This is a genomic window from Neobacillus niacini (assembly GCF_031456445.1).
GTDB classification, from domain to species: Bacteria; Bacillota; Bacilli; order Bacillales; family Cytobacillaceae; genus Neobacillus; species Neobacillus niacini_I.
In genome coordinates this window covers 338202-363562 of the sequence record NZ_JAVDUQ010000002.1, presented here as the reverse complement: position 1 = coordinate 363562, position 25361 = coordinate 338202, and the positions used below count along the sequence as shown (strand labels likewise).

26 protein-coding genes and 1 other annotated feature are annotated in these 25361 nt (G+C 39.7%); of the genes, 6 read left to right on the top strand and 20 right to left on the bottom strand.

Annotated elements, in window-relative coordinates; translation table 11 throughout:
• Position 1: 1 nt before the first annotated feature.
• From J2Y67_RS04535 to J2Y67_RS04505, 7 genes are all read right to left on the bottom strand, one after another.
• Positions 2 to 766 carry an ABC transporter ATP-binding protein gene (locus J2Y67_RS04535; RefSeq protein ID WP_310171125.1) on the bottom strand — a complete coding sequence of 255 codons (765 nt, stop codon included), beginning with the start codon at positions 764 to 766 and terminating at the stop codon, positions 2 to 4.
• A complete protein-coding gene (locus J2Y67_RS04530) occupies positions 763 to 1722 on the bottom strand; it encodes a branched-chain amino acid ABC transporter permease (RefSeq protein ID WP_310171123.1) in 960 nt (319 codons plus the stop codon). The genes J2Y67_RS04535 and J2Y67_RS04530 overlap by 4 nt, the downstream gene beginning before the upstream one ends.
• A gap of 67 nt (positions 1723 to 1789) precedes the next feature.
• On the bottom strand, positions 1790 to 2689 hold the full coding sequence (locus J2Y67_RS04525) for a branched-chain amino acid ABC transporter permease (RefSeq protein WP_310171121.1): 900 nt from the start codon (positions 2687 to 2689) through the stop codon (positions 1790 to 1792).
• A 20-nt stretch (positions 2690 to 2709) separates the two neighbouring features.
• Entirely contained in the window at positions 2710 to 3870 is a 1161-nt protein-coding gene (locus J2Y67_RS04520) for a branched-chain amino acid ABC transporter substrate-binding protein (protein WP_310171119.1), read from the bottom strand.
• 405 nt (positions 3871 to 4275) lie between these two features.
• Complete coding sequence (locus J2Y67_RS04515; RefSeq protein WP_310171116.1) at positions 4276 to 5949, bottom strand: thiamine pyrophosphate-dependent enzyme; 1674 nt, start codon at positions 5947 to 5949, stop codon at positions 4276 to 4278.
• 141 nt (positions 5950 to 6090) lie between these two features.
• Positions 6091 to 7572, bottom strand: a complete 1482-nt coding sequence (locus J2Y67_RS04510) for an aldehyde dehydrogenase family protein (protein ID WP_310171112.1) — start codon at positions 7570 to 7572, stop codon at positions 6091 to 6093.
• Positions 7573 to 7597: 25 nt separating this feature from the next.
• A complete protein-coding gene (locus tag J2Y67_RS04505) occupies positions 7598 to 8773 on the bottom strand; it encodes an LL-diaminopimelate aminotransferase (protein WP_310171109.1) in 1176 nt (391 codons plus the stop codon).
• Between the two features lie 266 nt (positions 8774 to 9039).
• Here J2Y67_RS04505 and J2Y67_RS04500 point away from each other — a divergent pair, with 266 nt between their 5' ends.
• Positions 9040 to 9168, top strand: a complete 129-nt coding sequence (locus J2Y67_RS04500) for a hypothetical protein (RefSeq protein ID WP_310171107.1) — start codon at positions 9040 to 9042, stop codon at positions 9166 to 9168.
• Positions 9169 to 9243: 75 nt separating this feature from the next.
• Here the strand turns inward: J2Y67_RS04500 and J2Y67_RS04495 are convergent, their stop codons facing one another.
• From J2Y67_RS04495 to J2Y67_RS04460, 8 genes are all read right to left on the bottom strand, one after another.
• The gene (locus J2Y67_RS04495) at positions 9244 to 10014 is read right to left on the bottom strand and encodes a class I SAM-dependent methyltransferase (protein WP_310171106.1); all 771 of its coding nucleotides are present in this window, start codon (positions 10012 to 10014) and stop codon (positions 9244 to 9246) included.
• A gap of 106 nt (positions 10015 to 10120) precedes the next feature.
• Positions 10121 to 10873, bottom strand: a complete 753-nt coding sequence (locus J2Y67_RS04490) for an exodeoxyribonuclease III (protein WP_310171104.1) — start codon at positions 10871 to 10873, stop codon at positions 10121 to 10123.
• A 132-nt stretch (positions 10874 to 11005) separates the two neighbouring features.
• A complete protein-coding gene (locus J2Y67_RS04485; RefSeq protein ID WP_310171102.1) occupies positions 11006 to 12709 on the bottom strand; it encodes a 2-isopropylmalate synthase in 1704 nt (567 codons plus the stop codon).
• Positions 12710 to 12942: 233 nt separating this feature from the next.
• Positions 12943 to 13163 (bottom strand) — a binding site (T-box leader).
• An 82-nt stretch (positions 13164 to 13245) separates the two neighbouring features.
• Positions 13246 to 13512, bottom strand: coding sequence for an aspartyl-phosphate phosphatase Spo0E family protein (locus J2Y67_RS04480; protein WP_396954035.1), 267 nt, complete (start codon positions 13510 to 13512; stop codon positions 13246 to 13248).
• A gap of 236 nt (positions 13513 to 13748) precedes the next feature.
• Positions 13749 to 14537: a divergent polysaccharide deacetylase family protein gene (locus J2Y67_RS04475; protein WP_310171100.1), complete on the bottom strand. Its 789-nt coding sequence runs from the start codon at positions 14535 to 14537 to the stop codon at positions 13749 to 13751.
• Between the two features lie 224 nt (positions 14538 to 14761).
• A complete protein-coding gene (locus J2Y67_RS04470; protein ID WP_310171097.1) occupies positions 14762 to 15202 on the bottom strand; it encodes a peptidylprolyl isomerase in 441 nt (146 codons plus the stop codon).
• 207 nt (positions 15203 to 15409) lie between these two features.
• On the bottom strand, positions 15410 to 15781 hold the full coding sequence (locus tag J2Y67_RS04465; RefSeq protein ID WP_310171094.1) for a CBO0543 family protein: 372 nt from the start codon (positions 15779 to 15781) through the stop codon (positions 15410 to 15412).
• Positions 15782 to 15797: 16 nt separating this feature from the next.
• Positions 15798 to 16859 carry a DUF2515 family protein gene (locus J2Y67_RS04460; RefSeq protein ID WP_310171092.1) on the bottom strand — a complete coding sequence of 354 codons (1062 nt, stop codon included), beginning with the start codon at positions 16857 to 16859 and terminating at the stop codon, positions 15798 to 15800.
• Positions 16860 to 17020: 161 nt separating this feature from the next.
• Here J2Y67_RS04460 and shc point away from each other — a divergent pair, with 161 nt between their 5' ends.
• Complete coding sequence (gene shc, locus J2Y67_RS04455) at positions 17021 to 18886, top strand: squalene--hopene cyclase (protein WP_310171089.1); 1866 nt, start codon at positions 17021 to 17023, stop codon at positions 18884 to 18886.
• A 36-nt stretch (positions 18887 to 18922) separates the two neighbouring features.
• Here shc and J2Y67_RS04450 read toward each other — a convergent pair whose 3' ends face one another.
• The gene (locus J2Y67_RS04450) at positions 18923 to 19429 is read right to left on the bottom strand and encodes a mismatch-specific DNA-glycosylase (RefSeq protein ID WP_310171087.1); all 507 of its coding nucleotides are present in this window, start codon (positions 19427 to 19429) and stop codon (positions 18923 to 18925) included.
• A 121-nt stretch (positions 19430 to 19550) separates the two neighbouring features.
• On the opposite strand from J2Y67_RS04450, the gene J2Y67_RS04445 reads away from it, so the two are divergent.
• From J2Y67_RS04445 to J2Y67_RS04430, 4 genes are read left to right on the top strand one after another with little or no spacing between them, the layout of a single operon-like run.
• Complete coding sequence (locus J2Y67_RS04445; protein ID WP_310171085.1) at positions 19551 to 20171, top strand: copper amine oxidase N-terminal domain-containing protein; 621 nt, start codon at positions 19551 to 19553, stop codon at positions 20169 to 20171.
• A 13-nt stretch (positions 20172 to 20184) separates the two neighbouring features.
• Positions 20185 to 20421 (top strand): hypothetical protein, encoded by a 237-nt coding sequence (locus J2Y67_RS04440; protein WP_310171082.1) that lies wholly within the window; start codon positions 20185 to 20187, stop codon positions 20419 to 20421.
• The gene (locus tag J2Y67_RS04435; protein WP_310171080.1) at positions 20396 to 21316 is read left to right on the top strand and encodes an FAD:protein FMN transferase; all 921 of its coding nucleotides are present in this window, start codon (positions 20396 to 20398) and stop codon (positions 21314 to 21316) included. The genes J2Y67_RS04440 and J2Y67_RS04435 overlap by 26 nt, the downstream gene beginning before the upstream one ends.
• Before the next feature lie 20 nt (positions 21317 to 21336).
• The gene (locus J2Y67_RS04430) at positions 21337 to 21900 is read left to right on the top strand and encodes a ferric reductase-like transmembrane domain-containing protein (protein ID WP_310171077.1); all 564 of its coding nucleotides are present in this window, start codon (positions 21337 to 21339) and stop codon (positions 21898 to 21900) included.
• A 22-nt stretch (positions 21901 to 21922) separates the two neighbouring features.
• Here the strand turns inward: J2Y67_RS04430 and J2Y67_RS04425 are convergent, their stop codons facing one another.
• The 4 genes from J2Y67_RS04425 to J2Y67_RS04410 form a co-directional block, all read right to left on the bottom strand.
• Positions 21923 to 23146 (bottom strand): sensor histidine kinase, encoded by a 1224-nt coding sequence (locus J2Y67_RS04425; protein WP_310171075.1) that lies wholly within the window; start codon positions 23144 to 23146, stop codon positions 21923 to 21925.
• Positions 23139 to 23816 carry a response regulator transcription factor gene (locus tag J2Y67_RS04420; protein WP_310171073.1) on the bottom strand — a complete coding sequence of 226 codons (678 nt, stop codon included), beginning with the start codon at positions 23814 to 23816 and terminating at the stop codon, positions 23139 to 23141. Before J2Y67_RS04420 ends, J2Y67_RS04425 begins: the two co-directional genes overlap by 8 nt.
• Before the next feature lie 81 nt (positions 23817 to 23897).
• The gene (locus J2Y67_RS04415; protein WP_310171071.1) at positions 23898 to 24482 is read right to left on the bottom strand and encodes a YitT family protein; all 585 of its coding nucleotides are present in this window, start codon (positions 24480 to 24482) and stop codon (positions 23898 to 23900) included.
• A gap of 433 nt (positions 24483 to 24915) precedes the next feature.
• On the bottom strand, positions 24916 to 25329 hold the full coding sequence (locus tag J2Y67_RS04410) for a hypothetical protein (RefSeq protein ID WP_310171068.1): 414 nt from the start codon (positions 25327 to 25329) through the stop codon (positions 24916 to 24918).
• Positions 25330 to 25361: the final 32 nt, after the last annotated feature.

The window sequence follows — 25361 nt, the reverse complement described above, 5'->3', positions numbered from 1 at the left end:
TTTATCCCTCTTCACCTAAGTATGATTCAATTACACGTGGATCCTTCTTTATATCTTCTGGAAGACCCTCAACAAGCATTTCTCCATAATGAAGGACAATAATCCAATCTGAAATGTCCATGATGAGCTGCATATCGTGTTCTATGATGACAACAGTTGTACCGCTGTCCCGGATTGAATAGATTAGTTCCTTTAGTTCGTTTTTTTCACTGTGGTTCATTCCAGCTGCCGGTTCATCTAAGAGAAGGATCGCCGGATTGGTCGCCAGCGCCCTTGCAATTTCCAATTTTCGCTGCTCCCCATAGGAAAGGTCAGACGCCCGAATCATTTCTTTATCCTCTAAACCAACAAATGAAAGAAGACGTTTCACTTCTTCTCGAACCCACTCCTCCTCTTTTTTGCTTTTACGCGGATTAAAAAGAGTGGAGAGAACATTACTTTTTGTTCGAATATGAAGTCCTGACATGACATTCTCTTCTACCGTCAAGGTCTTAAATAGTCGAATCGACTGGAAAGTTCTAGCTATTCCTTTTTGAACAATTTTGTCTGGAGAAAACCCTTTAAATGGCTGTCCCTTAAATAAAACAGTGCCGGAGCTTAAAGGTACAAACCCTGTCAAGCAATTGAACACGGTGCTTTTACCTGCTCCGTTTGGACCAATTAAGGATAATATTTTTCCTTCCTGTACTTCAAAATTCAGATTGGAAACAGCATGTAAGCCACCGAATTTCACACCTAGTCCCTGAGCCGAAAGTAATCCACTCAAACGAAATCTTTCCTTTCCTGTGTATTGACTAAATCAAGCAATCCTTCCTCTTCCTCTTTTCCTTTTTTCTTCGGTTTATTATATTTAACCCCCATCAGTCCCTGTGGACGGAAGATCATGAGGACTAGAAGTGCGGCAGCGTATATGACCAAACGCCATTCGTCAAAGGAACGAAGAAACTCTGGAAGGGCTATGAGAATAACGGCACCAAGCAGAACACCCGTATTTCTTCCCCGGCCTCCTAATATAACGACCATCAAAATATTGACAGACTGCATAAAGGTAAAGCTTTCTGGATTAATGACGGACATCTTCACAGCATAAAATGAACCGGCTATACCTCCACAAATGGCCCCAAGCAAATAAGCAAGCAGCTTATACCGTACAAGGTTCACTCCAATCGCCTGTGCCGCCGACTCATCCTCCCTGATAAACATCCAAGCCCTGCCAACTCTTGATTTACCTAGCTTGCTTGCTACAATCAAAATGAGAATTAGCAGCACGAAACCTAGGTAATAAAGATCCGTTTTTGTGGTAAATTGGAAGGCTCCGATTGAAGGTTTGGGAATGGCATATATTCCGTTTGGTCCACCGGTCCAGCTCAAATTGGTTGCTGTAATCCGGATAATTTCTCCGAAACCTAATGTTACGATTGCGAGATAATCACTGCGAAGCCGTAATGTTGGGGCTCCAATAATCAGGCCTAAAATTCCGGAAACAATACCCGCTGCAATCAACGAAATCCAGAACGATACATGGAAATTCACCATTAATAGTGCTGTTACATAGGCTCCTGAAGCATAGAATGCCGAATATCCCAGATCAAGAAGACCACAGTATCCAACCACAATATTTAATCCAATTCCCAACATTCCGTAGATGAATATTCCTGTCATGACATCCATAATGTATGGATCTGGATAAACGATTGGAATGAGTACTGAGCAGACTACCATAATTAGAAAGATAGGAGAAATTGACTTTGTTAAAGTAGATAGTTTTTTTCCCATTACCTTACATCACCTACAACTTTTCTGCTTGTGGCTCTCCGAGAAGGCCAGTCGGCTTAAATACCAATACCAAAATTAAGATTACAAAAGCAAATACATCTTTCCAGGCCGGAGAAAAATATCCTGCGCCAAGAGTTTCCAGTATTCCGAGTAAGAAGCCTCCGAGGACAGCTCCAGGGATATTCCCAATCCCGCCAAGTACGGCAGCAGTAAATGCTTTAATTCCCATTAAGAACCCCATCATAAAACTTATTTGACCATAGTAACCGCCCATCATCACTCCAGCGGCACTCGCCAAGGCAGAACCAATAAAAAAAGTGATGGCAACAATAAAACGAACATTTATCCCCATTAACTGGGATGCATCTTGATCTAATGAAACGGCACGCATGGCTCTTCCTAAAAAGGTTTTCTTGATAAAAAACTGCAAGATAATCATAAAGAGAATACTTATGAGAAGCATGCCAACCTGTGTGTAAGAAACTTTTACAGAGCTATTGAAAATAGCCCCCCCAGCCGACAGCTGGGGGTAAACCTTAAAACTAGGGCCGTAAAAAACCATGACTAGATTTTGAAGCAATAATGAAACCGCAAGGGCTGATATCATGATCGAGAGGCGCGGTGCATTTAATAGTGGTACATAGGCTACACGATTAATTAAGACACCGATTAATCCTGTGACTAACATCGAAACAATCATCGCAAGTATAAAAGTTCCGACCCCGGAAGATGTTAACGAGCCAAACAGCCCGAGAATGCTTAGGCCAAGAAAGGATCCAACCATGTAAACATCGCCGTGGGCAAAGTTAATCAGCCGGATAATCCCAAAAACCATCGTGTATCCGAGGGCAAGTAATGCATAAAAATTGCCAATCGTGAGACCGTTGATTAGTTGCTGTAAAAACTCTTCCAATTAAGGCACCTCCTAATCTATTAATTTTGTGTGGCTACAAACTTCCCATCTTTTACCTGTGTCGTAATATAGCTGATGCCTTTTCGATCTCCTTTTTCATCGAAATTAATGGTGCCGGTTACCCCTTGAAAATCTTTTAAGCCGTGAATGGTATCGATCATTTTCTTTTTATCTTGGGAGTTTGCTTCCTTAATCGCTTCAGCAATAATGTTCACGCCATCGTACGTATAGGAAGAGAAGGGTCCTGCATCCTGGTCATAGGTATTTTTGTACTTTGTAACAAAGTCACCTGCACCTGCGTTATCAAGGAATTCCGTGGTAGGAGCAGTACTCACAATCACGCCTTCTGATGCTGGGCCGGCAATTTTCATGAGAGTTGTGTCATTGTTGCCATCTCCTGCTGTAAATAAAACGTTTAATCCAAGATCTTTCGCTTGTTTGATTAGCAGCCCGCCTTCTGCATAAAAGCCAGTCCAGTAGATTGCATCAGGTTTTAAAGGCTTTAGCTTACTAATAATGACAGAAAAATCTTTTTCTCCTGGTGTTACTGCTTCAAAGAATGCAACCTTTCCGCCCAGTTTCTCAACACCGGCTTTTGTTTCTTCCGCCAATCCTTTTGTATAAGTAGTGTTATCATGTAAGATGGCTATATTTTTCTTATGTTGAACATTGACAAGGTAATTTGCCATGAACTTGCCCTGTTGATCATCACGGCCAATCATTCTGAATACGTTGGTAAATCCTTGTTCTGTTAATTGAGGGTTACTTGAGGATGGTGTGATAAAAGGAATTCCATTTTCGTTGTAGACTGTTTCTGCCGGTAAAGCCGCACTAGAACAGTAATGTCCAACCACTGCATCAACATTTGAAGTGACAAGTTTATTGGCAGCTTGGGTCGCAACCTGCGCATCACAGGCATCATCAATCGCTACAATCTTCACTTTTTTACCATTTACTCCACCTTTTTCATTGAGCTCGGAAGCTGCCAGTTTTGCAGCATCAACGATGTCCTCTCCCATCTTGGCACTTTGTCCTGATAATGGTGCCGGCACACCGATCTTAATCACGTTCGATTTTTCATTACTTCCTCCAGCTACTTCACTTGATTTTCCGCAGCCAACGAGTGATAATCCAAGCAGTAAGGTTCCAGCAGTCATCGCTATTTTTTTCGAAATTTTCAATGTGACCCCTCCATTATTTACAAATCTTTTATCCTGCCTTTTTTAAAAACTATTAAAAGATTTCAACTCGATTTAAGGAAGCGCTTACAGTTATTTTGCGATCCCTTATTTCTTTCACATACTGTTACATAACCTCCTTTATAACCTTATTTATTGTAAGATTAGGATAATTTTAAGTTAAAAATATTCTGAATAATATGTATATTTTTCACGAAAAATTGTTTAAAAGATGAATAAATTTTCGTCTTTTTTACTAGAAGGAATGGGAAACTTTGAAAGTACATAAAAATTGAAAGACACCCTTTTGGATCGGTTTAAGGAAAAATATTATAATTGAACAAACAAAGGGAGCATGATTCAGTTATTCATGCTCCTTTCGTTTACCACTTAATTTTCAATATTACATTAACGAAATGCTCCATTTTGCTGAAGCGTCTTATTACGAATCGATTGAATGGTATCATTAACCGATATTCGTTCAACATTTGAGATAATTTCAATCACTACTGATGTATTAGACAAAAGTGCTTTTTCAAAAGCCTGTTCAAATTCCTCGTCTGTTTGTACCTTAATTCCTTGAACCCCTAGGGCCTCCGCTAATTGGGTAAAGTTTACCTTGCCGAGAGCTGTGCCAATCACGCGTTCAGGATAGTGCTTTTCTTGATGCATACGGATCGTCCCAAAGGAATTATTGTTAAAAACAAGTGAAATCACAGGGATACCATAGCGAGCAGCCGTTTCTAATTCTTGTACTGTCATCATGAACCCCCCATCGCCTGATAATGAGACAACGGTTCGATTCGGAGAAGCAACTTTTGCACCAATTGCAGATGGAAGACCATATCCCATTGCACCTGATGTTGGTCCTATATAGCTTTTCGGATGATCGAATGAATACAGGTCATGAAGCCAGCTGGCAAAGTTACCCGCGTCATTCGTAATAATAGCATCTTTCGGCAGTTTCTCCTGCAGCACACGAATCACATTTCGATTACTAATCCAATTTTCGTCCTCTTTCGGTATTTGATCATTGCTTTTTTCGAAAACACTTCTTCTTTCCTTACTCCATTCTTTCCAATCCCCATCAACATTCATATCCATTAAGGCGTTAAGTGCTTCCTTTGCATCCGCTAGAATGCCAGCATCTGGAGTAAAGACTTTTCCAATCGTATCATAGTCGATATCAATATGAATGAGCTTTGGATGATGGTTAAAAATACTATAATCTTGCGTCGTAACTTCTGATAATCGAGTACCAACAGCCAAAACCACATCTGCCTGCCTAATCGTATCCAGTATGGAAGATCTCGCTCCTAACCCAGAATGTCCTGCATATAATGGATGGTTATTTGGAAATACATCTTGACGGCGAAATGCTGCCATTACAGGAATCCTAAACCTTTCTGCTACTTGAATAAGCTCTTGTTCCCCATTACAAGCGATTACTCCGCCGCCAGCTAAGATTAATGGGCGTTTAGCATCTTTTAAAATTTCCTCTACCTGATTGATTTCATTGATTCCTGGTCTTGGCGCAGGTAAATTCACTACAGGACCAAAGTACATTTCGGCTTCTTCAACTAATACATCCTCCGGAAGTGAAATCACTACCGGGCCAGGGCGGCCGCTTTGGGCAACACGGAAGGCACGCTGCATGATTTCTGGCACTCGTTCAGCATCTTTTAATTCTACTGTCCATTTAGCAATATGTCCGAAAAATTGATCCAAATCTACTTCCTGAAACCCTTCGCGCCCGCGAAACTTGCTATGTACCTGCCCTAGTAAGACAATCATTGGGGTGGAATCTTGATACGCTGTATGAATACCGATTGCAAGATTAGCGCCGCCAACACCCCGGGTGGCCATGGCAATTCCCGGTTTTCTCTTTGCTTTTCCATATCCTTCCGCCATAAAGGCAGCCCCGCCCTCATGCCTTGTGGAAATGAGACGAATTTTTTTAGATTCATAGATTCGATCCATTACCGGCAAATAACTCTCACCCGGCACACAAAATACATTTGTCACACCTTCACGTTCAAAGCACTCTACTATTGCAGCAGCAGCCGTCATTGTTTTTTTCATAACTTTCCCCTTTACAATCATTTGTTTTATCATCACTAAAAAATGGTTTTCATTCATTGATAATGAAAAATTAACCTGTATCCCGCAATGATGGAATAACAGGTTAATTTACTCATATACAAACCATATCACACTAAGATTTTAGTTATTATCAATCTGCGCCCGTTGCAATTTTCCGCTGTAATCCACATAGATGGATTTCCATTCAGTATAGACATCTAATGAAGCTGTACCGGAATCTCTATGGCCATTCCCGGTTCCTTTTGTCCCTCCAAATGGCAGATGGATCTCCGCTCCGGTTGTACCCGCATTGATATAGACAAGACCCGTATCCAAATCGCGCATCGCTTGGAAAATCCGATTAACATCTGCCGAATAGATAGCACTGGAAAGGCCAAATTCGACACTATTATTTACTTCAATCGCCTCTTCTAAACTATTAACAGGAATAATTGAAACAACTGGCCCAAAGATTTCTTCCTTTGCGATTCTCATCTCTGGAGTTACATTTGTGAAAATCGTTGGTGCATAGAAGTTTCCTTTATCTAAGCCGTTATCTGTGACAATTCTTCCGCCGATCAGAAGCTTCGCCCCTTCATCCTGGCCAATTTTCACATATTCATCGATCCGTTCTAAAGAAGAGCGGTTGATTACAGGGCCAACCTTTACCGTTTCATCTAACCCATCACCCATTTTCAATTCAGGAATGCTGGCAAGCAGCTTTCTTTCCAGCTCTTCTTTCACATCTTTATGAACAATTACCCGGCTTGTTGCAGTACATCTTTGCCCTGCTGTTCCAAAGGCTCCCCATAAAATCCCTTCCACAGCCAAGTCAAGATCCGCATCTTCCATGACAGTAATCGCGTTTTTACCGCCCATTTCCAAAGAGGTTCTTTTTAACAAAGCACCGGCACGGCCGTTGATTTCCTTCCCTACTTCATTGGAACCCGTGAAGGAAATCAAGTCGATATTCGGATGCTCTACCATCGCATTCCCTACAATACTTCCTGAACCATTAACCAAATTTAACAACCCTTTTGGAAGTCCGGCATCTTCATAAATTTTCACAAATTCTTCCGCTACCATTGGTGTTTCTGTTGCAGGCTTCCAGACCACGGCATTTCCTGTTACGAGAGCAGGTAGGGATTTCCAAGAAGCAATCGCAATTGGGAAATTCCATGGAGTAATAAGACCGGCAATCCCGATTGGTACACGGACGCTCATAGCAAACTTATTGCGAAGTTCAGATGGAACCGTATCGCCAAAAAGTCTCCGCCCTTCTCCCGCCACATAAAAAGCCATATCAATTGCTTCCTGGACTTCCCCGCGTCCTTCCTCAATTACCTTTCCCATTTCACTTGTAAGAATTTGAGCGAGTTTTTCTTTTCTTTCTTTTAAGAGATAGGCAACTTTATATAAAATATCCGCCCTTTCCGGAGCAGGAACAAGGCGCCATTCCTTCTGGGCAGCTTTTGCTGCTTGAACTGCACGATCGACATCCTCTTTGGAGGATTGCGTTACCTCTGCTAAAACCTGTCCATTTGCTGGATTTATAACAGGTGTAAATTTTCCTGTTGTAGATGGACACCATTCACCATTAATATAATTTAAGATTTTTTTCATCATATACCCTCCAAGTAATAAAGTTTTAGCTAATCATTATTTTTAAATTTTGTTTAATTCTCGCAATCGCTTCATGTAATCTTTCACTAGGAACAGATAAGGATACCCGGAAATATCCCTCACCCGAAGGACCAAACGCATTCCCGGGTGTTAAGATGACACCCGTTTGTTCTAAAACGCTTGTCACAAATTCTGTCGAGGTATATCCCCTTGGAACAGGAGCCCAGATGAAAAAGCTTCCCTTTGGCGGTTCGACTTGAACTCCAATCGTTTTAATCCCTTCCACCATCGCCAGCATTCGTTCTTGATAGATTTGATTATGTTTGTCCACACAGCTTTGATCGCTGTTTAGGGCAAAGGCTGCTGCCTTTTGAATCGGCGTAAACTGACCTGTGTCCGTATTGCTTTTCAGGATGGAAAGCGCTTTTATGATTTCTTTATTTCCAACCACATAACCAATTCGAAATCCTGTCATATTATAGGTTTTAGAAAGGGATCCAAATTCCACAGCAATCTCTTTTGCCCCTTCTGCCTGAAGAATACTTGGCGCTTTATAATCATCAAATGTGACCATATTGTAGGCCGAGTCATGAGCAATCGGGATATGATGTTTTTGCGCAAAGTAAATAGCTTTATTGAAAAATGAAAGATCCACCGTTGCAGCCGTCGGATTCCCTGGATAATTTAATAGTATAAGTTTTGATTGTTTCAAAACTTCCTTTGGTATAACTGAAAAATCAGGCTCAAAGTTATTCTCGATAGTTAACGGCATATTAAAATACTGTCCATCTGCAAGCATGGTTGCCATTCGGTAAACAGGGTAGCTTGGATCTGGAATTAAAACATAATCCCCCGGGTCTATGAGGGTGGGAATCAAGTGGGTAATCCCTTCCTTCGATCCAATTAATGCCAACACTTCCGTTTCCGGATCGAGTTTTACCCCATATTGCCGTAAATAAAAATCGGAAACAGCATTTCTATATTCAGCGCATCCTGTAAAACTCGGATATTTTAATTGATATGGATCTTGAATCTCCTCTACCAATTTATCGACGATGTGCTTTGGAGTGGGTAGGTCTGGATCGCCAATCCCTAAATCAATGATATCGATTCCTGCTTTGATCATCGCAGCCTTTTTCTGATTGATTTCTGCAAATAAATAGGGTGGAATCTGACCTATTCTTTTCGATATGAAACTCACAGCCTCACCTCACATTTCTTGTGAACCTTCCATATTTTCAGAACATTCAATTTCTATATTCTTAATTTATCGGTTTTCTCCTCATATAACTATGGTTGTTTTATACAAAAATAACTGCTTTTTTACCGTTGATTCCGTATGATTTTTACAATCAACCGCCTACGGTAGGATGCATATAACTAAACCACTTTTTATAAACATAGGTTAAGATGGATTTTTTTGGGGAAAAATACATGAGTAAAACTTCAGATAAGGAGATGGTTTAATTGGTCCAACAAAAAAAGGATGAACAAAATGGAAATGTTAATAGTGAAGAGCAGAACCTGGAAAATTCAACTGCTGACGAAAGATTACCTGAATTTGATGAATTTGGTACGGCATTAAATGATATTTGATTTCTCATTAAGCCCAACAAAAAACCCTTTGCAAAAAAGAGAAACATCTTTTTCGTGCAAAGGGTTTTTTTCTTATTATTTTTTCCTTGCCTTTAAAACGATTGCTTCGCCTTTAAAGGAAACAACCTGATTATTTTCGATTATAATCTCAAATTTTTCTTTGGTTTTGGCAGTGGATGCAAGAATAAATTGGGTTAATTCGACTTTATCCTCTTGGGACAAATTCATCCGATTACACCATGGGTCAAAACGGAAAGTTTTTTCAAATCGATGCCATTCAACGGCATCCAGTCCATTCAGTTCAAGCATCATTAGCCACTCTGTCTTTTTCCATGCCCGAAAATGGCTGTAATCCCGCTTTTTTTCGATGAAATTATAAAACTGGTCGAATTCATCCTCTTCCGGGACCACATTGTCATCCAATAAAAATTGCCCTTCATGCTTTAGAACGCGATATACTTCTTTTACAAATTGATCGACGTTTGGGAAGTGGTGCGGAGCAATCCGGCAGGTGACAATCTCAAAGGATTCCTCAGGGAACGGCAGGTTTTCCGCATCACCTTGAACAAAATCAACGTTTTGGTTTCCATTTCCCTTAATAAATTTCTCAGCCGCCTGTAACATTTCAACGGTAAGATCAATGGCGGTCACTTGTTTGACCAACGGCGCAAACGCATTTGCCGTATGCCCCCCGCCTGTTGCAACATCAAGAAGAGCTTCATTCCCGCTCACTTCCGCCATTCGCAACAATATTTGCAGGTCTTTCCCTTGTTTATGAATCTCGCTTGATACATAGGACTCGGCGCTTTTCCCAAATTGTTGTTGAACATCTTTTTTGATATCCATCTTCATTTCCCCTTACCGTAATGGAATAATTTAACTATAGTACGCCTTTACGATAATGAAAATGACAAGATTATTATGAAATTACATAAGAAAAAATTATCATTCACTACTTTATTTCTAGTAAAATTGGACAATGATCACTACCCAAAACGGTTGAATGAATGTTCGCGTCGACTAAACGATTGCGCAGCTGCTCGGATACAATAAAATAATCAATCCGCCATCCAATATTTCGCTCGCGAACCTTCATCATATAGGACCACCAACTGTAAGCCCCTTCTTGGTCAGGGTAAAAATGACGGAAGCTATCCACAAATCCTGCTTCCAGTAATCCGGTCATTTTCCCTCGTTCTTCTTCGGTAAAACCGGAGTTCCCCATATTCGATTTTGGATTTCGCAAATCTATTTCCTTGTGGGCGACGTTTAAATCCCCACATAACACAACCGGCTTGATGGCATCTAATTTTTGAAGATGTTCTAAAATTCGTTCCTCCCATTCCAAACGAAACGGAAGTCTAGCTAAATCGCGCTGTGAGTTCGGTGTATAAACATTCACCAAGAAGAAATCATCGAATTCCAGTGTGAGAATACGGCCCTCAGATTCCGAATCCTCCTCTAACAATCCATATTTTACCGAAATCGGTTCGATTTTTGTAAAAACTGCTGTGCCGGAGTAGCCTTTCTTTGCGGCATAGTTCCAATATTGCTTGTAGCCTGCTAATTCAAGCTCGATTTGCCCCTCTTGCAGCTTCGTTTCTTGAATACAAAAAATATCTGCGTCCACTTCTTTAAAATAATCTAAAAAACCTTTTTTCACACAAGCCCTAAGGCCATTTACATTCCATGAAACTAATTTCATTTTTCTGTTTCCTTCTCCCTTGTTGCCTTTTTCTTTTTATTTTGGAGGAAACTTTGAATTGTGACAATGGAAAAAATTAAAAAGCCGGAAATTTATCTTTCTATAAAATAGGTCGTCTCAGAATATTTCCGCTTATTTCTTTGAAAGAGAATATCCTTTTTTAACTTTTGGTTTGTCACTGGATATCATGTTGTTAACTGCACTAAACAAAGCTTTTACAGAGGAGGTCATAATATCAGCGTCAATCCCACAGCCCCAATAAACAGCACCATCCAATGCGGTGAACCCTACATAAGATACAGCATTTGCTCCCGAGCCGATTTCTAAAGCATGCTGCTTATAAAGTAAATCTTTATATTGAATACCTAGTGTCGTTTGGAGAACATTGCTGATTGCGTCCAGTCTTCCGTTCCCCTCACCTAAAGCTTCATGAACCTCATTTTCAATCTTGATCGATACTTTGGTTTCATAATGGTCATTTTGAGTAAATCTGTAATTGATAAACTCAACAGGGGTATTAATATTCACATATTCATTGATGAAAATGTCATAGATTTCATTTGGCATAAGCTCCTTGTGCAAACGGTCCGATACATTTTTAACATGATATCCAAAGCTTTCACGCATCTCCGCAGGCAGATCAAGCCCATAATTTTGCTGAAGCACATATCCGATTCCCCCCTTACCGGATTGGCTATTAATGCGGATAATATCTCCTTCATACTGTCTGCCAATATCCTTTGGATCAATCAATAGATACGGTACTGTCCAATACTGACGTTCGCTTTCCTCACGCCATTTCATCCCTTTGGCAATGGCATCCTGATGGGATCCGGAAAATGCAGTAAAGACGAGTTCACCGCCATATGGATGTCTTTCATGAACCTTCATTCTTGTCAATTCTTCATACTTGGAAAGGATGTTAGGGATATTTTCAAAATTAAGCATTGGATTTACTCCGTGAGAGAACATATTTAAGGCAAGCGTTACGATGTCTACGTTTCCTGTTCTCTCTCCATTTCCAAACAGTGTTCCTTCTACTCTCTGTGCTCCAGCAAGCATGCCCAGCTCTGCATCTGCCACCCCTGTTCCCCTGTCATTGTGTGGATGGAGTGACAGGATCACATTGTCCCTGTAGTTCAGATGATCACTCATATACTCAATTTGACTTGCATAAACGTGGGGCATTGACATGGACACTGTAGCTGGAAGGTTAATAATCACCTTGTTCTCAGCAGTAGGCTGCCAAATATCAAGGACCTGGTTACATATATCAAGTGCGAACTCCATCTCTGTACCTGTGAAGCTTTCCGGTGAATACTGAAACTGAAAATCCCCCTCTGTTTCAGCAGCATATTTCTTAAGTAATTTTGCTCCGGTTACTGCAATATCGATAATTTCTTCCTCCGTTTTTTGGAAAACCTGCTCACGCTGTGCCACTGATGTCGAATTGTAAAGGTGCACAACAGCTTTTTTAACTCCTTGAAGCGATTCAAACGTTTTTCTTATAATATGTTCTCTTGACTGAGTTAACACTTGAATTGTCACATCATCCGGAATCATATCCTTTTCAATCAATGTCCGTAAAAAAGTATATTCTGTATCCGATGCAGCAGGAAAGCCAACTTCTATTTCCTTGAAACCTACTTCCAAAAGCAATTGAAAATATGCCAGCTTCTCCTCCAAACTCATTGGTACGACCAAAGCCTGATTTCCATCTCGCAGGTCCACACTGCACCATGAAGGAGCTTCCTCAATGCACTCCCTTTCTGTCCATTTCAAGCTTTTCACTGGGGGCGTAAAATATCCTCTGGAATACTTTTCAACGTTTTTCATTCTGACGACCACCTTTTTATTTTTTATCGTTCGTTTATTAAGGCTCTTTTCGTAAACTTTGTTGCTTTTGGAGCTTAATAAGGTTCATTTACTAAGTTTGTAGGCAATTTTCGCAAATATTCATACGAAAAGATGCCACGAAGCATATAGTTATACGGGTTGATGAACTTATACGAAAAACAACAATCTATGCGAAAATAGCCTTTATTAAAAATAAAAAAGCCTATCATCTCATAAGAGACGACAGGCTTTGCCTACGTGGTACCACTCTTTTTGATTCGCATAAAAACCAAACGAACCCACTTAACGACTTGATTACGGCTGTCAACCGGTAAGACCTACATATCAGACTTACCACTCCTGGGCGAGTTGGGGAATTTATTGACTGTCTTCCACCAACCGACAGCTCTCTAAGCAATAAATATTCCTTAATATTCCCATTCATAGTGTTTAAATTTATTATATCCTTTAATTTTTCTCATTTTATAACAAATTTAAATAACAATCAAGTCAAAATTTTCGAACTATACGAAATATTAATTTAGGAATGAAAAAATAGAATTGTGGCCTATACGTAAAGAGTTAAATATAGTTTTTTGTAGAATTATTAAAAATTCATGGTATACATCCAGAGGATTGGTTTGTTTTGTTTCACCTAATACATAATTATATTCGTTAAGTAGCCTATCGAGTTCTTGGCTACATTTGATTGTTTCATGAAACTGCAATCCCTTATCCATTCCTAATTGAATCATCTCTTCTCTTTTCTTACTGATAGTCATTTCCAAATCTACTAGTTTCACTTTGCACTCCCACCTCGAAAAATTATTACTGTGTTATTTGCTAATCTTATGAGGTAACTTGGACACAAAAAACATTATAGCATTTTCCGATCTAAGATAAATTGATTCGATAAAACAAGACAAAAACAGACATTATTTCCGTGAAATTAAGGTTAGGGGTCGTTCCGAAACGTCTAGTAAAAATTCATTTTAACGAAATCAAAAACGCCGACTCCTAGATCGGCGTTAAAATTTTTTTAGTAGAGGGGAAAGGTTTTATTATTCATTTTTTTAGTAAATAGTTCTGACACAGGGACAATTTTGATATTTCGTTTATTAAATTCATTCAGAGATTCAAATATACCGATGGAACAAATCTTTCCGGTAATCCCCACATGCCCGATTGCAATTCCTTTTCCCTTGATTTCTGTCACCTTAGCAAGTTGAATCATTTGTTTTCTAACATATAATGACGATGAGATATCATCGAGAAACACATCTCTTTTTAAAATCGGTACCCCTAACTCTTCGGCGACTTTTGGAAATTTACTCTTTGGACTTGTCCCACTATCAATAATATAGAGACCTTTTTCCTTAGCTACTTCTACAATCGCTCGGACAATTTTCTCGTTCTCCACTGCCAGTGAACCCATATGATTGTTCAGCCCTACAGCATATGGAACACTTTTAATCGCTTCCTCAACGCGCGATCTTACCTCGTCAGGAGAAAGATCTGCCGTAATCGGTTTTGGACCCAACCACGATCTTTTTCCTCTTTTCGGTTCCATCGGTAAATGAATGATGACTTCAAAACCGTTTTTATGAGCCCATACTGCATGCTCCTTTGATTTTTCTGTAAAAGGCATAACGGCAGCTGTAATAGGAATATCTCCTTCTAAAAAGTCGCGTACACCACCGGTTCCACCGCCGAAATCATCAATTATAATGGCAGCTTTTAATTGATGAGGTACATTTTTTTCTGCAAAAACCGGAGTACTCGTAAAAAATACAAGTAAGGAAATGAAAATAAAAGCAAATTTCTTCATATGGACCCCCAAGGTTAGAATTTGAAGTTAATTTGCCCCGGTTTTAAATGATTTATCTGCGATAAAATGAAATTTATCTGCGATGAATGGTGATTTATCTGCGTTAAAGGCTATTTTATCTGCGTACCTCTGACTTTTATCTGCGATGCTGAAATTTGCCCCTCCAAAAACAAAAAAAGGCTGCCCAAAAGGAAAAACTTTCGGGACTAGCCTTTTTTCAAATACTATTCTTCATCAAGTACTTCGACTTTCTCCATTACATCGCCATTTCTCATTGCTTTTGCATGCTCAAGTCCTGAAGTTACTTGTCCGAAAACAGTGTGAACACCATTTAAGTGCGGCTGTGATTCGTGAACAATAAAGAATTGGCTGCCGCCAGTGTCTCTGCCAGCATGTGCCATTGAGAACGCACCTGGAACGTGTTTATGAGGATTTCCTTCTGTTTCACATTTGATAGTGTAGCCAGGTCCCCCAGTCCCTGTTCCGCTCGGGCAGCCCCCTTGACTAACGAATCCAGGGATCACACGGTGGAACGTTAAACCATTGTAGAAGCCTTCTTTTGCTAATTTTTCAAAGTTAGCAACTGTACCAGGTGCTTCATTTGGATAAAGTTCAAATTCGATTTTGTTTCCGTTTTGCATGTGTATGTAACCTTTTTTCGCCACAACAAACCACTCCTTTATGTAAAAAATCATTATTATCATACACTTTTCAAACAAGAAAAGAAAGTTTTTAACAAAACTGTATTTTTTCCAGGTTTGTGGTAAACTAGAGGTACCCCTTCCGAACATTCGCTTGTTGCGGGACACTTAACCACTGTACGGACGGAAGGGGCAGGTACCGCTTACGCTGGTATCTGAAAAGCCAAGACATTAGTCTTGGCTTTTGTGTTTATTCTCCAACCATTGAAAGAAGCCGTATATTACCGTTAAAAAGATTAAATAGCCTCCTGCCGTATAAAGGTGTTTCCATTCGCTGGTATGGGCGAACAGCCCTAAAAGCTCTGATAATTTTTCCATGATTGGCATGAAGAGACTTAAAAATAGGATCATTCCCGCCTTCCCCCAGCCATTTACCCTTTTCATCATATTAAGAAAAATGAAAATAAAGACTGGAAGCACCAAAAGGGTAAACGCAATATTGATCGAAAAAATCTCCGGATAGGGCCGGATTGGAAAACGATAGATATGTTTTTCGACAAAATAGAGATCTAAATACGTTCCTAGAAGTGAGCCAAGCAACATAGGAGGTATATAGGTTTTAATCCAATACAGAAATCGCTTTTTTCGCAAGGGCGGCAAGCTCGAGCCGTTCAAGTGTTTTACAGTATTCATTCTTAATCTCCCCATCATAAGTTTCATTGTCCTCTATTAAATAGTCAACAACCCGCCAATCTTCAAACCAATCTCCTTTTTCCGCTTCCAGCTGTGTCCGATTTTTCCAAGCAGATTCCAAGTTGGGACTATATATTTTTCTCGCACCAAGCCGGAGGCGGCAGGATTTTAAACGAAGCTGGTAAGTTAGACCAGGAACTCCTTCATTCACATTATTAAAAACATCCGGCCAGTAATCCTTTCTCGATCCTGTATGGTGATGGTCTTTCGCCCATTCCACCACCTTTTCAAAAATGTCCCGCTGTTGATATAAAACTGCATATAATCTTTTTCCTAATAAAATCCGTTCATTTAACGAGCCAAATTGATGCAGGGTCTGTCCCACCATGTTTTTATTACCATAAGGAAAAAGGATTTGATTAAAGGAAAGCAGATCCTGCAGTTTAAATTCCAGCTTATTGAACACCTCTTTTTTATATTGAGGGTTTTGCACGACTCTTTTCTCTAAATAGCTTTGTTCATTGACAATGAGGGCCATCGTCAGAATATAGGTGTTGTGATTTTCCCAAAAATGATTCCAAATGGTTTCCATAAAGGTGGAAATATTGAGATAAGGAAATAAGTAAAATAACGGTTTATTAATATAAAGGCTTTCTCGATAAAGTAAGAATTGCGGATAGGCATCCTGGAAGATTAGCCAATTACCCCGCTCCAGAAAGGCAAAGAATGAATTCCTCTCTTTTTTCGATAACAATCTCGTCAAAAATTCTCCTTTTAAATCGGTCATATTGAAGCCGCCGTTCCTTGATACCATATGACCTAAAAACGCCCAATGAATTTCAGGATGGTACTGGTAAAATTCAAAATACGCCCTCGTCCTTGTGACATTGTTTACATTATGTTCTTGAGTTTTAAGCCGTATTTGTTTTAAGAGCAATCGGTCCCTTTTCGGTAATAGCTCTTCATGGACAGAAGCCTTCCCCATCATTTTACTTTTCTTCTTCAGTTCTTCGGTAATTCTTTCAAGTGGTGATTTTTCACGATTTCGCAGAAAAAATATGACACAGCACCTCCCTTACGAATTCTCCTTACCTAAAGGGAATATGTATAGATAAGAATCAATTACTGGGAGAGGAATGAGAATATAGGATGATCACTGCAAGTAAGGGCATCGACTGGATTGTGGGCAAGCTAAAGAATGATCAATCTCCCGACGGCTCATGGAACTATCCCTTTGAAACAGGAATTTCAACAGATGCTTATATGATCATTTTATTACGGACATTGGAATTACATGATGAAGAATTAATTCAAGGACTTGCGCAGCGAATTTTATCCAGACAGGAAAAAAACGGAGCTTGGAAAATATTTTACGATGAAGGCGAAGGGAACCTGACAGCAACCATTGAGGCCTATTACGCATTACTGTATTCAGGGTATTATCAAAAAAATGATCCCAGGTTGAGGGCTGCAAAAAGATTCATTTTGGCTAATGGCGGTTTGGAAGAAGCCAGCATGTATACAAAAGTGATGTTAGCCATCACCGGACAGTACAAATGGCCGAAATTTTCTCCCATTCCGGTTGAAATCATCCTTTTGCCGCTTAGTTTTCCCGTTAATTTTTACTCTTTTTCCGTTTTTGGCAGGTCAAATCTTACTCCCATGATGATTTTGGCTGATAAAAAATTCACGATCACAACAGCAAAAAGTCCAAATCTATCAGAATTGCAAGTAGACCGAACTACTCTCGCCCCATGGATTCGTTCCTCCGAAATGCGGTCGCTGTTTTCCTTTCTTGAGGATGGGGTGAAAAATTTACTCGGTCTTCCCGGCGACCTGCACAGGTTAGCCATCGAAAGGGCCAAAAAATATATGCTGGACCGAATTGAGCCGGATGGTACGTTTTACAGCTATTATAGCAGCACTTTTTTAATGATTTTCGCCCTCCTTTCACTGGGATATAAAAAGACAGACCCGATTATTATCAATGCGGTAAATGGAATTAAGTCGATGCAGTGTGAGATAAAGGGATTGCCCCATATGCAATACACAACTGCCAATGTCTGGAATACCTCGTTAATTGGATATGCGCTGCAAGGCTCCGGTATCTTACCCGATGACCCAATGATTGTGAAGGCAAACCATTATTTATTAGAAAGACAGCATCATAAATTCGGTGATTGGGTGATTCATAATCAAAATAGTTTACCGGGGGGCTGGGGTTTTTCCCATGTGAACCATATTCTCCCGGATGTTGATGATACCACTGCCTCGCTTCGCTCACTGTCAAGGATTGCGCCCTCTCACCTTAACGCTTGGGACCGCGGGATTAACTGGCTGTTTTCTATGCAAAATGATGATGGCGGCTGGGCGGCATTTGAAAAAAATGTGAATTCGAAGCTCATTGAGTTCTTACCGATTGAAAAAGGCAAATATATATTAATAGATCCTACCTGTGCAGATCTTACGGGCCGGACCCTTGAATTTTTCGGAAATTATACGAATCTATCACGTAATCATGAAGATGTGAAAAAAGGGGTTAAATGGCTGTTGAAAAATCAGGAAAAGAATGGGTCCTGGTATGGAAGATGGGGAATTTGCTATCTTTATGGGACATGGGCAGCCATCACAGGCATGCTATCCGTCGGAGTCCATTCATCTGAACAAGCTGTCATTAAGGCGGTCAATTGGCTGAAAAGCATCCAAAATCACGATGGCGGCTGGGGGGAATCCTGTCACAGCGATAATAAAGAAACCTTTGTCCCACTTCGGGCGAGTACTTTGACGCACACCGCTTGGGCTCTCGATGCATTAATCACGGCATCTGACCGTCCAACCAAAGAGATTAATAGAGGCATTACCTACCTTCTTGCCTCAATTGAAAAAGATGATTGGACAACAGACTACCCTAAAGGGCAAGGTATGGCTGGTGCTTTTTATATCCACTATCACAGCTACCGCTATATTTTCCCATTAATCGCCCTTTCGCATTATCAAAAAAAATATCGATCTTAAAACAGTAAAACATCGATGGAACTCCCGTCGATGTTTTTACCTTTCAACTAATTTAGTTACCTGCCGGTATATTTCAACAATCTCTTCCATCTTCATTCGAACAAGGCCGCTTGAAGATGGTGCGACAAAGTCAATCGTCCCTTCTACTACGGACTCCGTTTGGACTCCCCATGGAGCCGTTTTTCGGCCGCTGTATTCGTGATATACGCCTTTCCCTACAAAGCAAACCACTTTTGGTTTAAACCGTTCAATCTTTTGTTTTAAAATTTCTCTACCCACTCGATATTCTTCTCTAGTAATTTCATCGGCCGCCTTTGTGGGCCTGGCCACAATATTGGTGAACCCATAACCCATATCTAATAAATCTCCATCCTCTGAAGCTTCATATTTTCTTGGTGTCACCCTCGCCTCAAAAAGAATCTTCCAAAAGCGGTTATTGGGATTTGCATAATGGTGCCCCACTTCACTAGATCGAATACTTGGATTAAATCCAACAAATAAAATCGTTAAATTTTCTTTTAAATAATCTGGAATTGGTTTCATAGATTTATTTTAGCAAATGTCGCCAACAAATAAAATTTTCGCCCATCCCCCTTTTGTTTTCAGTTTCTTTTCAGAAAGCAGGTCTAAACTTAATTATAACAGGACAAAGGAGGATGAAAGTATGACTAAAAAAGGTAAAAAATATCTCATTTCATTATTCACTTTACTCTTGCTATTTATGATCGGGACAAGTGCAATGGCAGATGACGATGACGAACATGACCACGATGAAAAGTATGAGTACAATCTAAAATCTGATGATGATGAAGATGATGAAGAATGGGAAAATGAACAGCAAACTCCATTCAATGCAGAACAACAAAACGAATATTGGAATATTTGGTCCCGCGAACCGCGGAACGATCCAAATAATGCATTACCAATCACTGCACCATCCGAAGTAAAAGTGTTATCGGATACAAAAGAAATGCGGGTATACCTTATCCCACAGGATGGACAGTTGCTAGCTTCTATCGATGCACTTGCCACTGTATTGGGTGCAGAAAGAACTTATTACCCACAAAGTAAAATAGCAAAATTAACAAAAGCGGACTTGGAGTTAGTTGTACGCTCAGGTTCAAATGCTGCCTTTGAAAATAAACTAAAAACTCCTATGCCCACTAAGGCAGTTGCCTATGAAAATAGCCTTTATATTCCTGTCTCTGTAGGAGCAAACGCCTTTGGCTATCGAGTTTTATGGGATAACAAAAAATCATTATTAATTTTCCAATCAATCAATTAAGAGGGTGAATTAATTGGCAAAATCAAAAAAAGCGAAATGGATGCTCGGACTGACAAGTACAGCCTTTTCCGCATTTGTTATCGGTCAAATCGGAACGAATCAATCAAATGAAAGCATCCACACTGAAACCTTATCAATGAATAAAGAAGAAAAGAACTTGGTTCAACTCGATTGGTCCAATTACTCAATCAATGGAGTGGAAGCAGCCATGGGGAGAGAGAAAAGTGATCGCAAAACAAGAAGATCATAATGACCTGGATACATTAACGATCGAAGCAATGAACACTTCTTTCTATATCGCTGTTACAAACTGCAAAATAAACAATTGGAAAAAAGTAATCCAGGGATGGGTCCGTTATGTTGAACAAGAATGGTCGCGCTTTCGGAGGGGCAATGAACTTGATCATGTTAATCATTTGAAAATAGGTGAAAAATTAACCTTAACTTCCCCTCTTTTCGATGTCCTATCATGGGCTGAAACGTATAGGCAAAGGACGGATGGTTTTTTCTCACCTTATTTATTACAACAGATGGAGTTCCACGGATACCAGCAATCGTTCCCGTTTATAACAGACCAGTTGGAAAATACCCCCATCCCTTCCGTGGTAAGACTAAAGGATTCTCCGTTCGAATTTTCGGCTGACGAGAGCACCATTATCCGTAAGGGAAAGGGGCAAGTCGACCTTGGCGGGATTGGCAAAGGCTATGCCGTTCAAGCTGCAGCAAATTGGCTAAAACATATAGGTGAAGCAGCAGCAGGAATGGTCGATGGCGGCGGTGATATCACCGTATGGTCAAACGGATGTAAGGAGTGGAGAATCGGAGTTGCCCACCCGATCCATGAAGACAAGGAAATTTTTCAATATCGGCTGAAAAATGGCAGCATTGCTACTTCGAATACCATTTACCGCAGCTGGAAGCAGAACGAGACCAAAAAACATCATATTCTAAATGGAAAAACAGGAGAACCAGTTGAAAGCAATATTATCCAAGCAACCGTTACCACTGAAAATTGCTTGAATGCAGAGGTGGCAGCGAAACTTTGCTTTATGACAGAAAAACCTTCCATAGAGAAGCAATTAAAAATGTTCACGAAGAACTTTTCTGTCCTTCTCGTTCGACAAGACGGAAAAATCATGATGTAGAAAAGGAGAATATGATAAACATGGCTGAATACTTAAATACATGGACATTCATCCGCAGCTCAGGATTTGTCGCTTATTTCCTATTGACCCTTTCTTTATCATTTGGATTATGCAGTACACTCTCAAGTTTTAAAAAAAATAAAGCATTATTGCAAAATCTTCATCAAACAAGCGGCTGGTATGGTCTTTTGACGATTATCTTTCACATGGGTTTACTATGGCAAGATCAATATGTTCCCTATAGGTTTCAAGAACTGTTCATCCCTTTTACCGCTAAAAACGAACCGCTGGATTCGGGACTGGGCACTCTATCTTTTTATCTATTTTTACTTGTGATCGGCTCCTCTGACTTCTTAATCAAGAAATTAGGAATCAAAAGATGGAAAAAGCTCCATCTGGCCGTACTTCCCGCTTGGCTGCTTATAGTTTTTCATGGCCTCGCGATTGGGACCGATTCACGGGAACCTTGGGCCTTAATGATTTATGCTTGTGGAAGCTTGCTAATCATAATCTTAAGTGGAATCCGCTACTTAGATGCAAATCGAATTCATCGGCAAAATGAACGGAAAACAGTATACAAATAAACGGCAGCCGCCATGCTGCCGTTCATTTTTCTTCATTAAAAATAACCGTAAATTTGCTGCCTTCCCCTTCTTTACTGTCTACAATAATTTGCCCGCCATGGAGGATAACAATCGTTTTTGCAATCGAAAGCCCTAACCCTGTTCCACCCTTTTCCCGAGATCCATCAGCCTGATAAAACCGATCGAATATATGTGGTAGATGGGTTTCAGAAATTCCACACCCTGTATCTTCTATCATGAGAATTATTTTTCCTCCTTCAGTATTTAAGCGAACCGCAATCATTCCTTCTCCTGTATAGCGAAAAGCATTATCCAGCAATATATAGACCAGTTCCTGCATTTTTATTTCATCACATCTTAAGGATATACCTTTTTGAATATCCACAATAAAGTCAATAGACAAGCCTTCTCTCCGTGAGAATCTTTTACAAAGGTTCTTTAATAGTTCTGAAAAATTCACCCTTTTCATTTTCAATGGCAGTTCCTTTTGATCACTTCTTGCTAAAAACAGCAGGTTATGGATTAATTTGTTCATCAGTTCCGCTTCAACCTTTGCATCTTTGAGAACCTCCTGCCCATATGCGCTTAATTTTTCCTCTCTTTGTAACAAGTCAATGGAACTATAAAAAATACTTAAGGGGGTTCTTAGCTCATGAGAGGCATCCGAGACAAACTTTTCTTGTTTCAAAAATGCCCTTTTAATTGGTTTCATTGCTTGTCCCGCAAAGTAGTATCCAAGAAAGGCAAATAGCAGACTAAACAGCATGGTCATTCCAATTAGCGTCCAAGTAATATTTTGAATTAAATGTTTTTCACCAGTAATTTCCGTTCCTAGAATAACAAATCCGTGTGTGGCTCCATTCGCAGTAAGAGGTTTTTTGACGATAAGAAAATGGTTCTTCCCCCAATCGATTTTTTTAATAAAAGAGTTTTCCTCCGTTAACTCGATATGGCCGAAAAGATTTCGAACCGTTTCCTTCCCATAAATAATGGTATTTTCTTGGTTGCAAACATAATAGAAGATAGACCGATTTGGATCATATTCCACATCATGATGTTTTTTTTCGTAAAGATCTTCGATAAAGTCCATTTTTTCTTTGTTAAAATATCCGTCTATTTCATCGAGCTGTTTTTGATTAATTTCATGTGAAATAAAAAAATAAAGGAGTCCAATAAATAGGATGAGTACACAAAGCAAAGAAATGGTATAAAGAAAAGTCAGCTTCGATTTGACTTGTTTAAACATACATCGTTCTCACTTTGTAGCCGATTCCTCTGACGTTTTGAATCAAGGAAGGACTACCGGGAACATCAATCTTCTTGCGAACCAATTTAACTAACGCATCCAATGCATTATCGGAGACCTCTCCATCATAGCCCCAAAGCTTTTCAAACAGAACCTCCCTTGTCATAATCTGATTTTGGTTGCGCATGAGAAGTTCAAGCAGCTGGTATTCTTTTCTTGTTAATTCAATTATGAAATTTTGACGCTTAAATTCATGTGTATGAAGATTGAGTGTATAATCATGGAGTGCAACCACTTCTTCAAGTGGTTTTTCTTTTCGGCGGCTGATGGCCCGAATTCGTGCCAGCAGTTCATTAAATTCAAACGGCTTTACAATATAATCATCAGCACCCGCATCTAAACCGGAAACGATATTTTCATTTGCATCTTTTGCCGTCACGAACAAAATACCGCTGCAAATCCTTTTTTCACGAAGTCGTTTACAAACAGAAAGTCCGTCCTCTTTTGGCAGCATCCAGTCCAAAATAATCACATCGTATCCGACAAATACGGATTGGTCATAGGCATCCTTGCCATTCCTTACCCAGTCAACAAGATAAAATTCCTTTTCTAGCATATGACTAATAAGCTTACCAAGCCGGACATCGTCTTCGGCAAGTAAAATCTTCACTTTTTTCACTCCTTTTACTATTATCATAGCAAGCTTTTCTGAAAAAAAAGTGAAAAAACCGTGACAAAAAAATTACTAGGATTAATTGATATACACTTGCACACCACGTAAGGATGTAATCAGACTTGCGAGCAACCCGACAATCGATACAATGAGCAATGAATAAAACAGTTTTGCGTCCTGGAGCAAAAACAGGGCAGCAAATATGATAACTGTATCCATCGCATAGATAATTACACCCACATTGATTTTTGACCATTTCGCCAAAAGCAAGGCCAGTAAATCCATTCCCCCTGGGCTAATATGATTTCTTAACATGACTCCGACTCCAATTCCAATCATCACTGCGCCAATAATCACACTGCTCATAATCGGTAGATGGAAGGTATCTTTTAACGGTTTCAGTAATTCAATCATCAATCCCGAGATGATGGCTCCAATAATACCGTTCATAAAATAAAGCGGATCGGATTTAAAGGCAAACATGTATACAGGAAAATTGAGGAAGATAAAAGTTAAACCGGCTTTTAATCCCCATAAATAATTTATAATCAGACTAATTCCTAAAAATCCGCCATTAATTAAATGGAATGGAATAATAAAACCGTTTAGACCGACGCCAATTAATGTACTCCCGAATCCAATAACCACCATTTTTTTTACCATGCAATCCATCCTTGTCCAAAGCTCTTTTTACTAACATATATGTTAAAGAAAAAAGTCTTATTCGAAAGGATGGAATTTAATGAAATTCTAATTCATATATTGACCAAATAAAATAGAGCCGTCAGCGAAAACGGCTCTTGGATCACCTATAGCATATTCTTAAAGTGGGAAGTGATGACCGCCAAATAAAAACGCAATTAATTTCTTATTTTATTAGCTCTGTTAAACTTAGTTGTTGATTTCCGCTCCAGGATGCTCGCTTTCCGCGGGGCGGGCGGTGAGCCTCCTCAGCGCTTAAGCGCCTGTGGGGTCTCACCTGTCCCGCTGCTCCCGCAGGAGTCTCGCACCTTCCGCTCCAATCAACGTTTTTCAAAAATCAACATTGTCCTTTAACACAGCCATTTTATTAAAGCTTCGATTTACTTAAGAAAGGTTATTTTAGATAACCTCTATGTGCACCATATCTTCGCCTGTAAACATATTTCCTTAAATCAACATCCTTTAAATTTCCGTCATAGCTCAAAAACAGCAAGGATTGAAATTCTTTATACTGCTTCATAACAAAAAGAGCGAACTCTTTACGTTCGCTCTTCATTTTCATTTTTACATCTTCCTTTGAAAGAATCTCTTTTAGCTGATTCTGATAATAAGCAACGGTATCTTCCCACTTCTCTTTGCGGTTGACCAAAATATCCCGTCCATAATTCGGTAATTGTTCAATGACAACATCGATGTATCCCTCAGACCACATTAACATTTTATCCTTCTCCGGAAGCTCGAGAACCATTTTTAATAGCACTGTATCTTCTACATTCTTTCCGCTCGCATATTTTCCGACCCGATTCATCTCATCACCTCTGACGTGATTCTTTAGGTCTT

Coding starts and splice junctions, on each gene's coding strand:
- J2Y67_RS04530 (WP_310171123.1), bottom strand. CDS start 1,722: ATGGTAGTCTGCTCAGTACTCATTCCAATCGTTTATCCAGATCCATAC.
- J2Y67_RS04515 (WP_310171116.1), bottom strand. CDS start 5,949: ATGAAAAAAACAATGACGGCTGCTGCTGCAATAGTAGAGTGCTTTGAA.
- J2Y67_RS04510 (WP_310171112.1), bottom strand. CDS start 7,572: ATGAAAAAAATCTTAAATTATATTAATGGTGAATGGTGTCCATCTACA.
- J2Y67_RS04495 (WP_310171106.1), bottom strand. CDS start 10,014: ATGGATATCAAAAAAGATGTTCAACAACAATTTGGGAAAAGCGCCGAG.
- J2Y67_RS04490 (WP_310171104.1), bottom strand. CDS start 10,873: ATGAAATTAGTTTCATGGAATGTAAATGGCCTTAGGGCTTGTGTGAAA.
- J2Y67_RS04485 (WP_310171102.1), bottom strand. CDS start 12,709: ATGAAAAACGTTGAAAAGTATTCCAGAGGATATTTTACGCCCCCAGTG.
- J2Y67_RS04475 (WP_310171100.1), bottom strand. CDS start 14,537: ATGAAGAAATTTGCTTTTATTTTCATTTCCTTACTTGTATTTTTTACG.
- J2Y67_RS04465 (WP_310171094.1), bottom strand. CDS start 15,781: ATGTTGCTTGGCTCACTTCTAGGAACGTATTTAGATCTCTATTTTGTC.
- J2Y67_RS04460 (WP_310171092.1), bottom strand. CDS start 16,859: ATGATGGGGAAGGCTTCTGTCCATGAAGAGCTATTACCGAAAAGGGAC.
- shc (WP_310171089.1), top strand. CDS start 17,021: ATGATCACTGCAAGTAAGGGCATCGACTGGATTGTGGGCAAGCTAAAG.
- J2Y67_RS04450 (WP_310171087.1), bottom strand. CDS start 19,429: ATGAAACCAATTCCAGATTATTTAAAAGAAAATTTAACGATTTTATTT.
- J2Y67_RS04445 (WP_310171085.1), top strand. CDS start 19,551: ATGACTAAAAAAGGTAAAAAATATCTCATTTCATTATTCACTTTACTC.
- J2Y67_RS04430 (WP_310171077.1), top strand. CDS start 21,337: ATGGCTGAATACTTAAATACATGGACATTCATCCGCAGCTCAGGATTT.
- J2Y67_RS04425 (WP_310171075.1), bottom strand. CDS start 23,146: ATGTTTAAACAAGTCAAATCGAAGCTGACTTTTCTTTATACCATTTCT.
- J2Y67_RS04415 (WP_310171071.1), bottom strand. CDS start 24,482: ATGGTAAAAAAAATGGTGGTTATTGGATTCGGGAGTACATTAATTGGC.
- J2Y67_RS04410 (WP_310171068.1), bottom strand. CDS start 25,329: ATGAATCGGGTCGGAAAATATGCGAGCGGAAAGAATGTAGAAGATACA.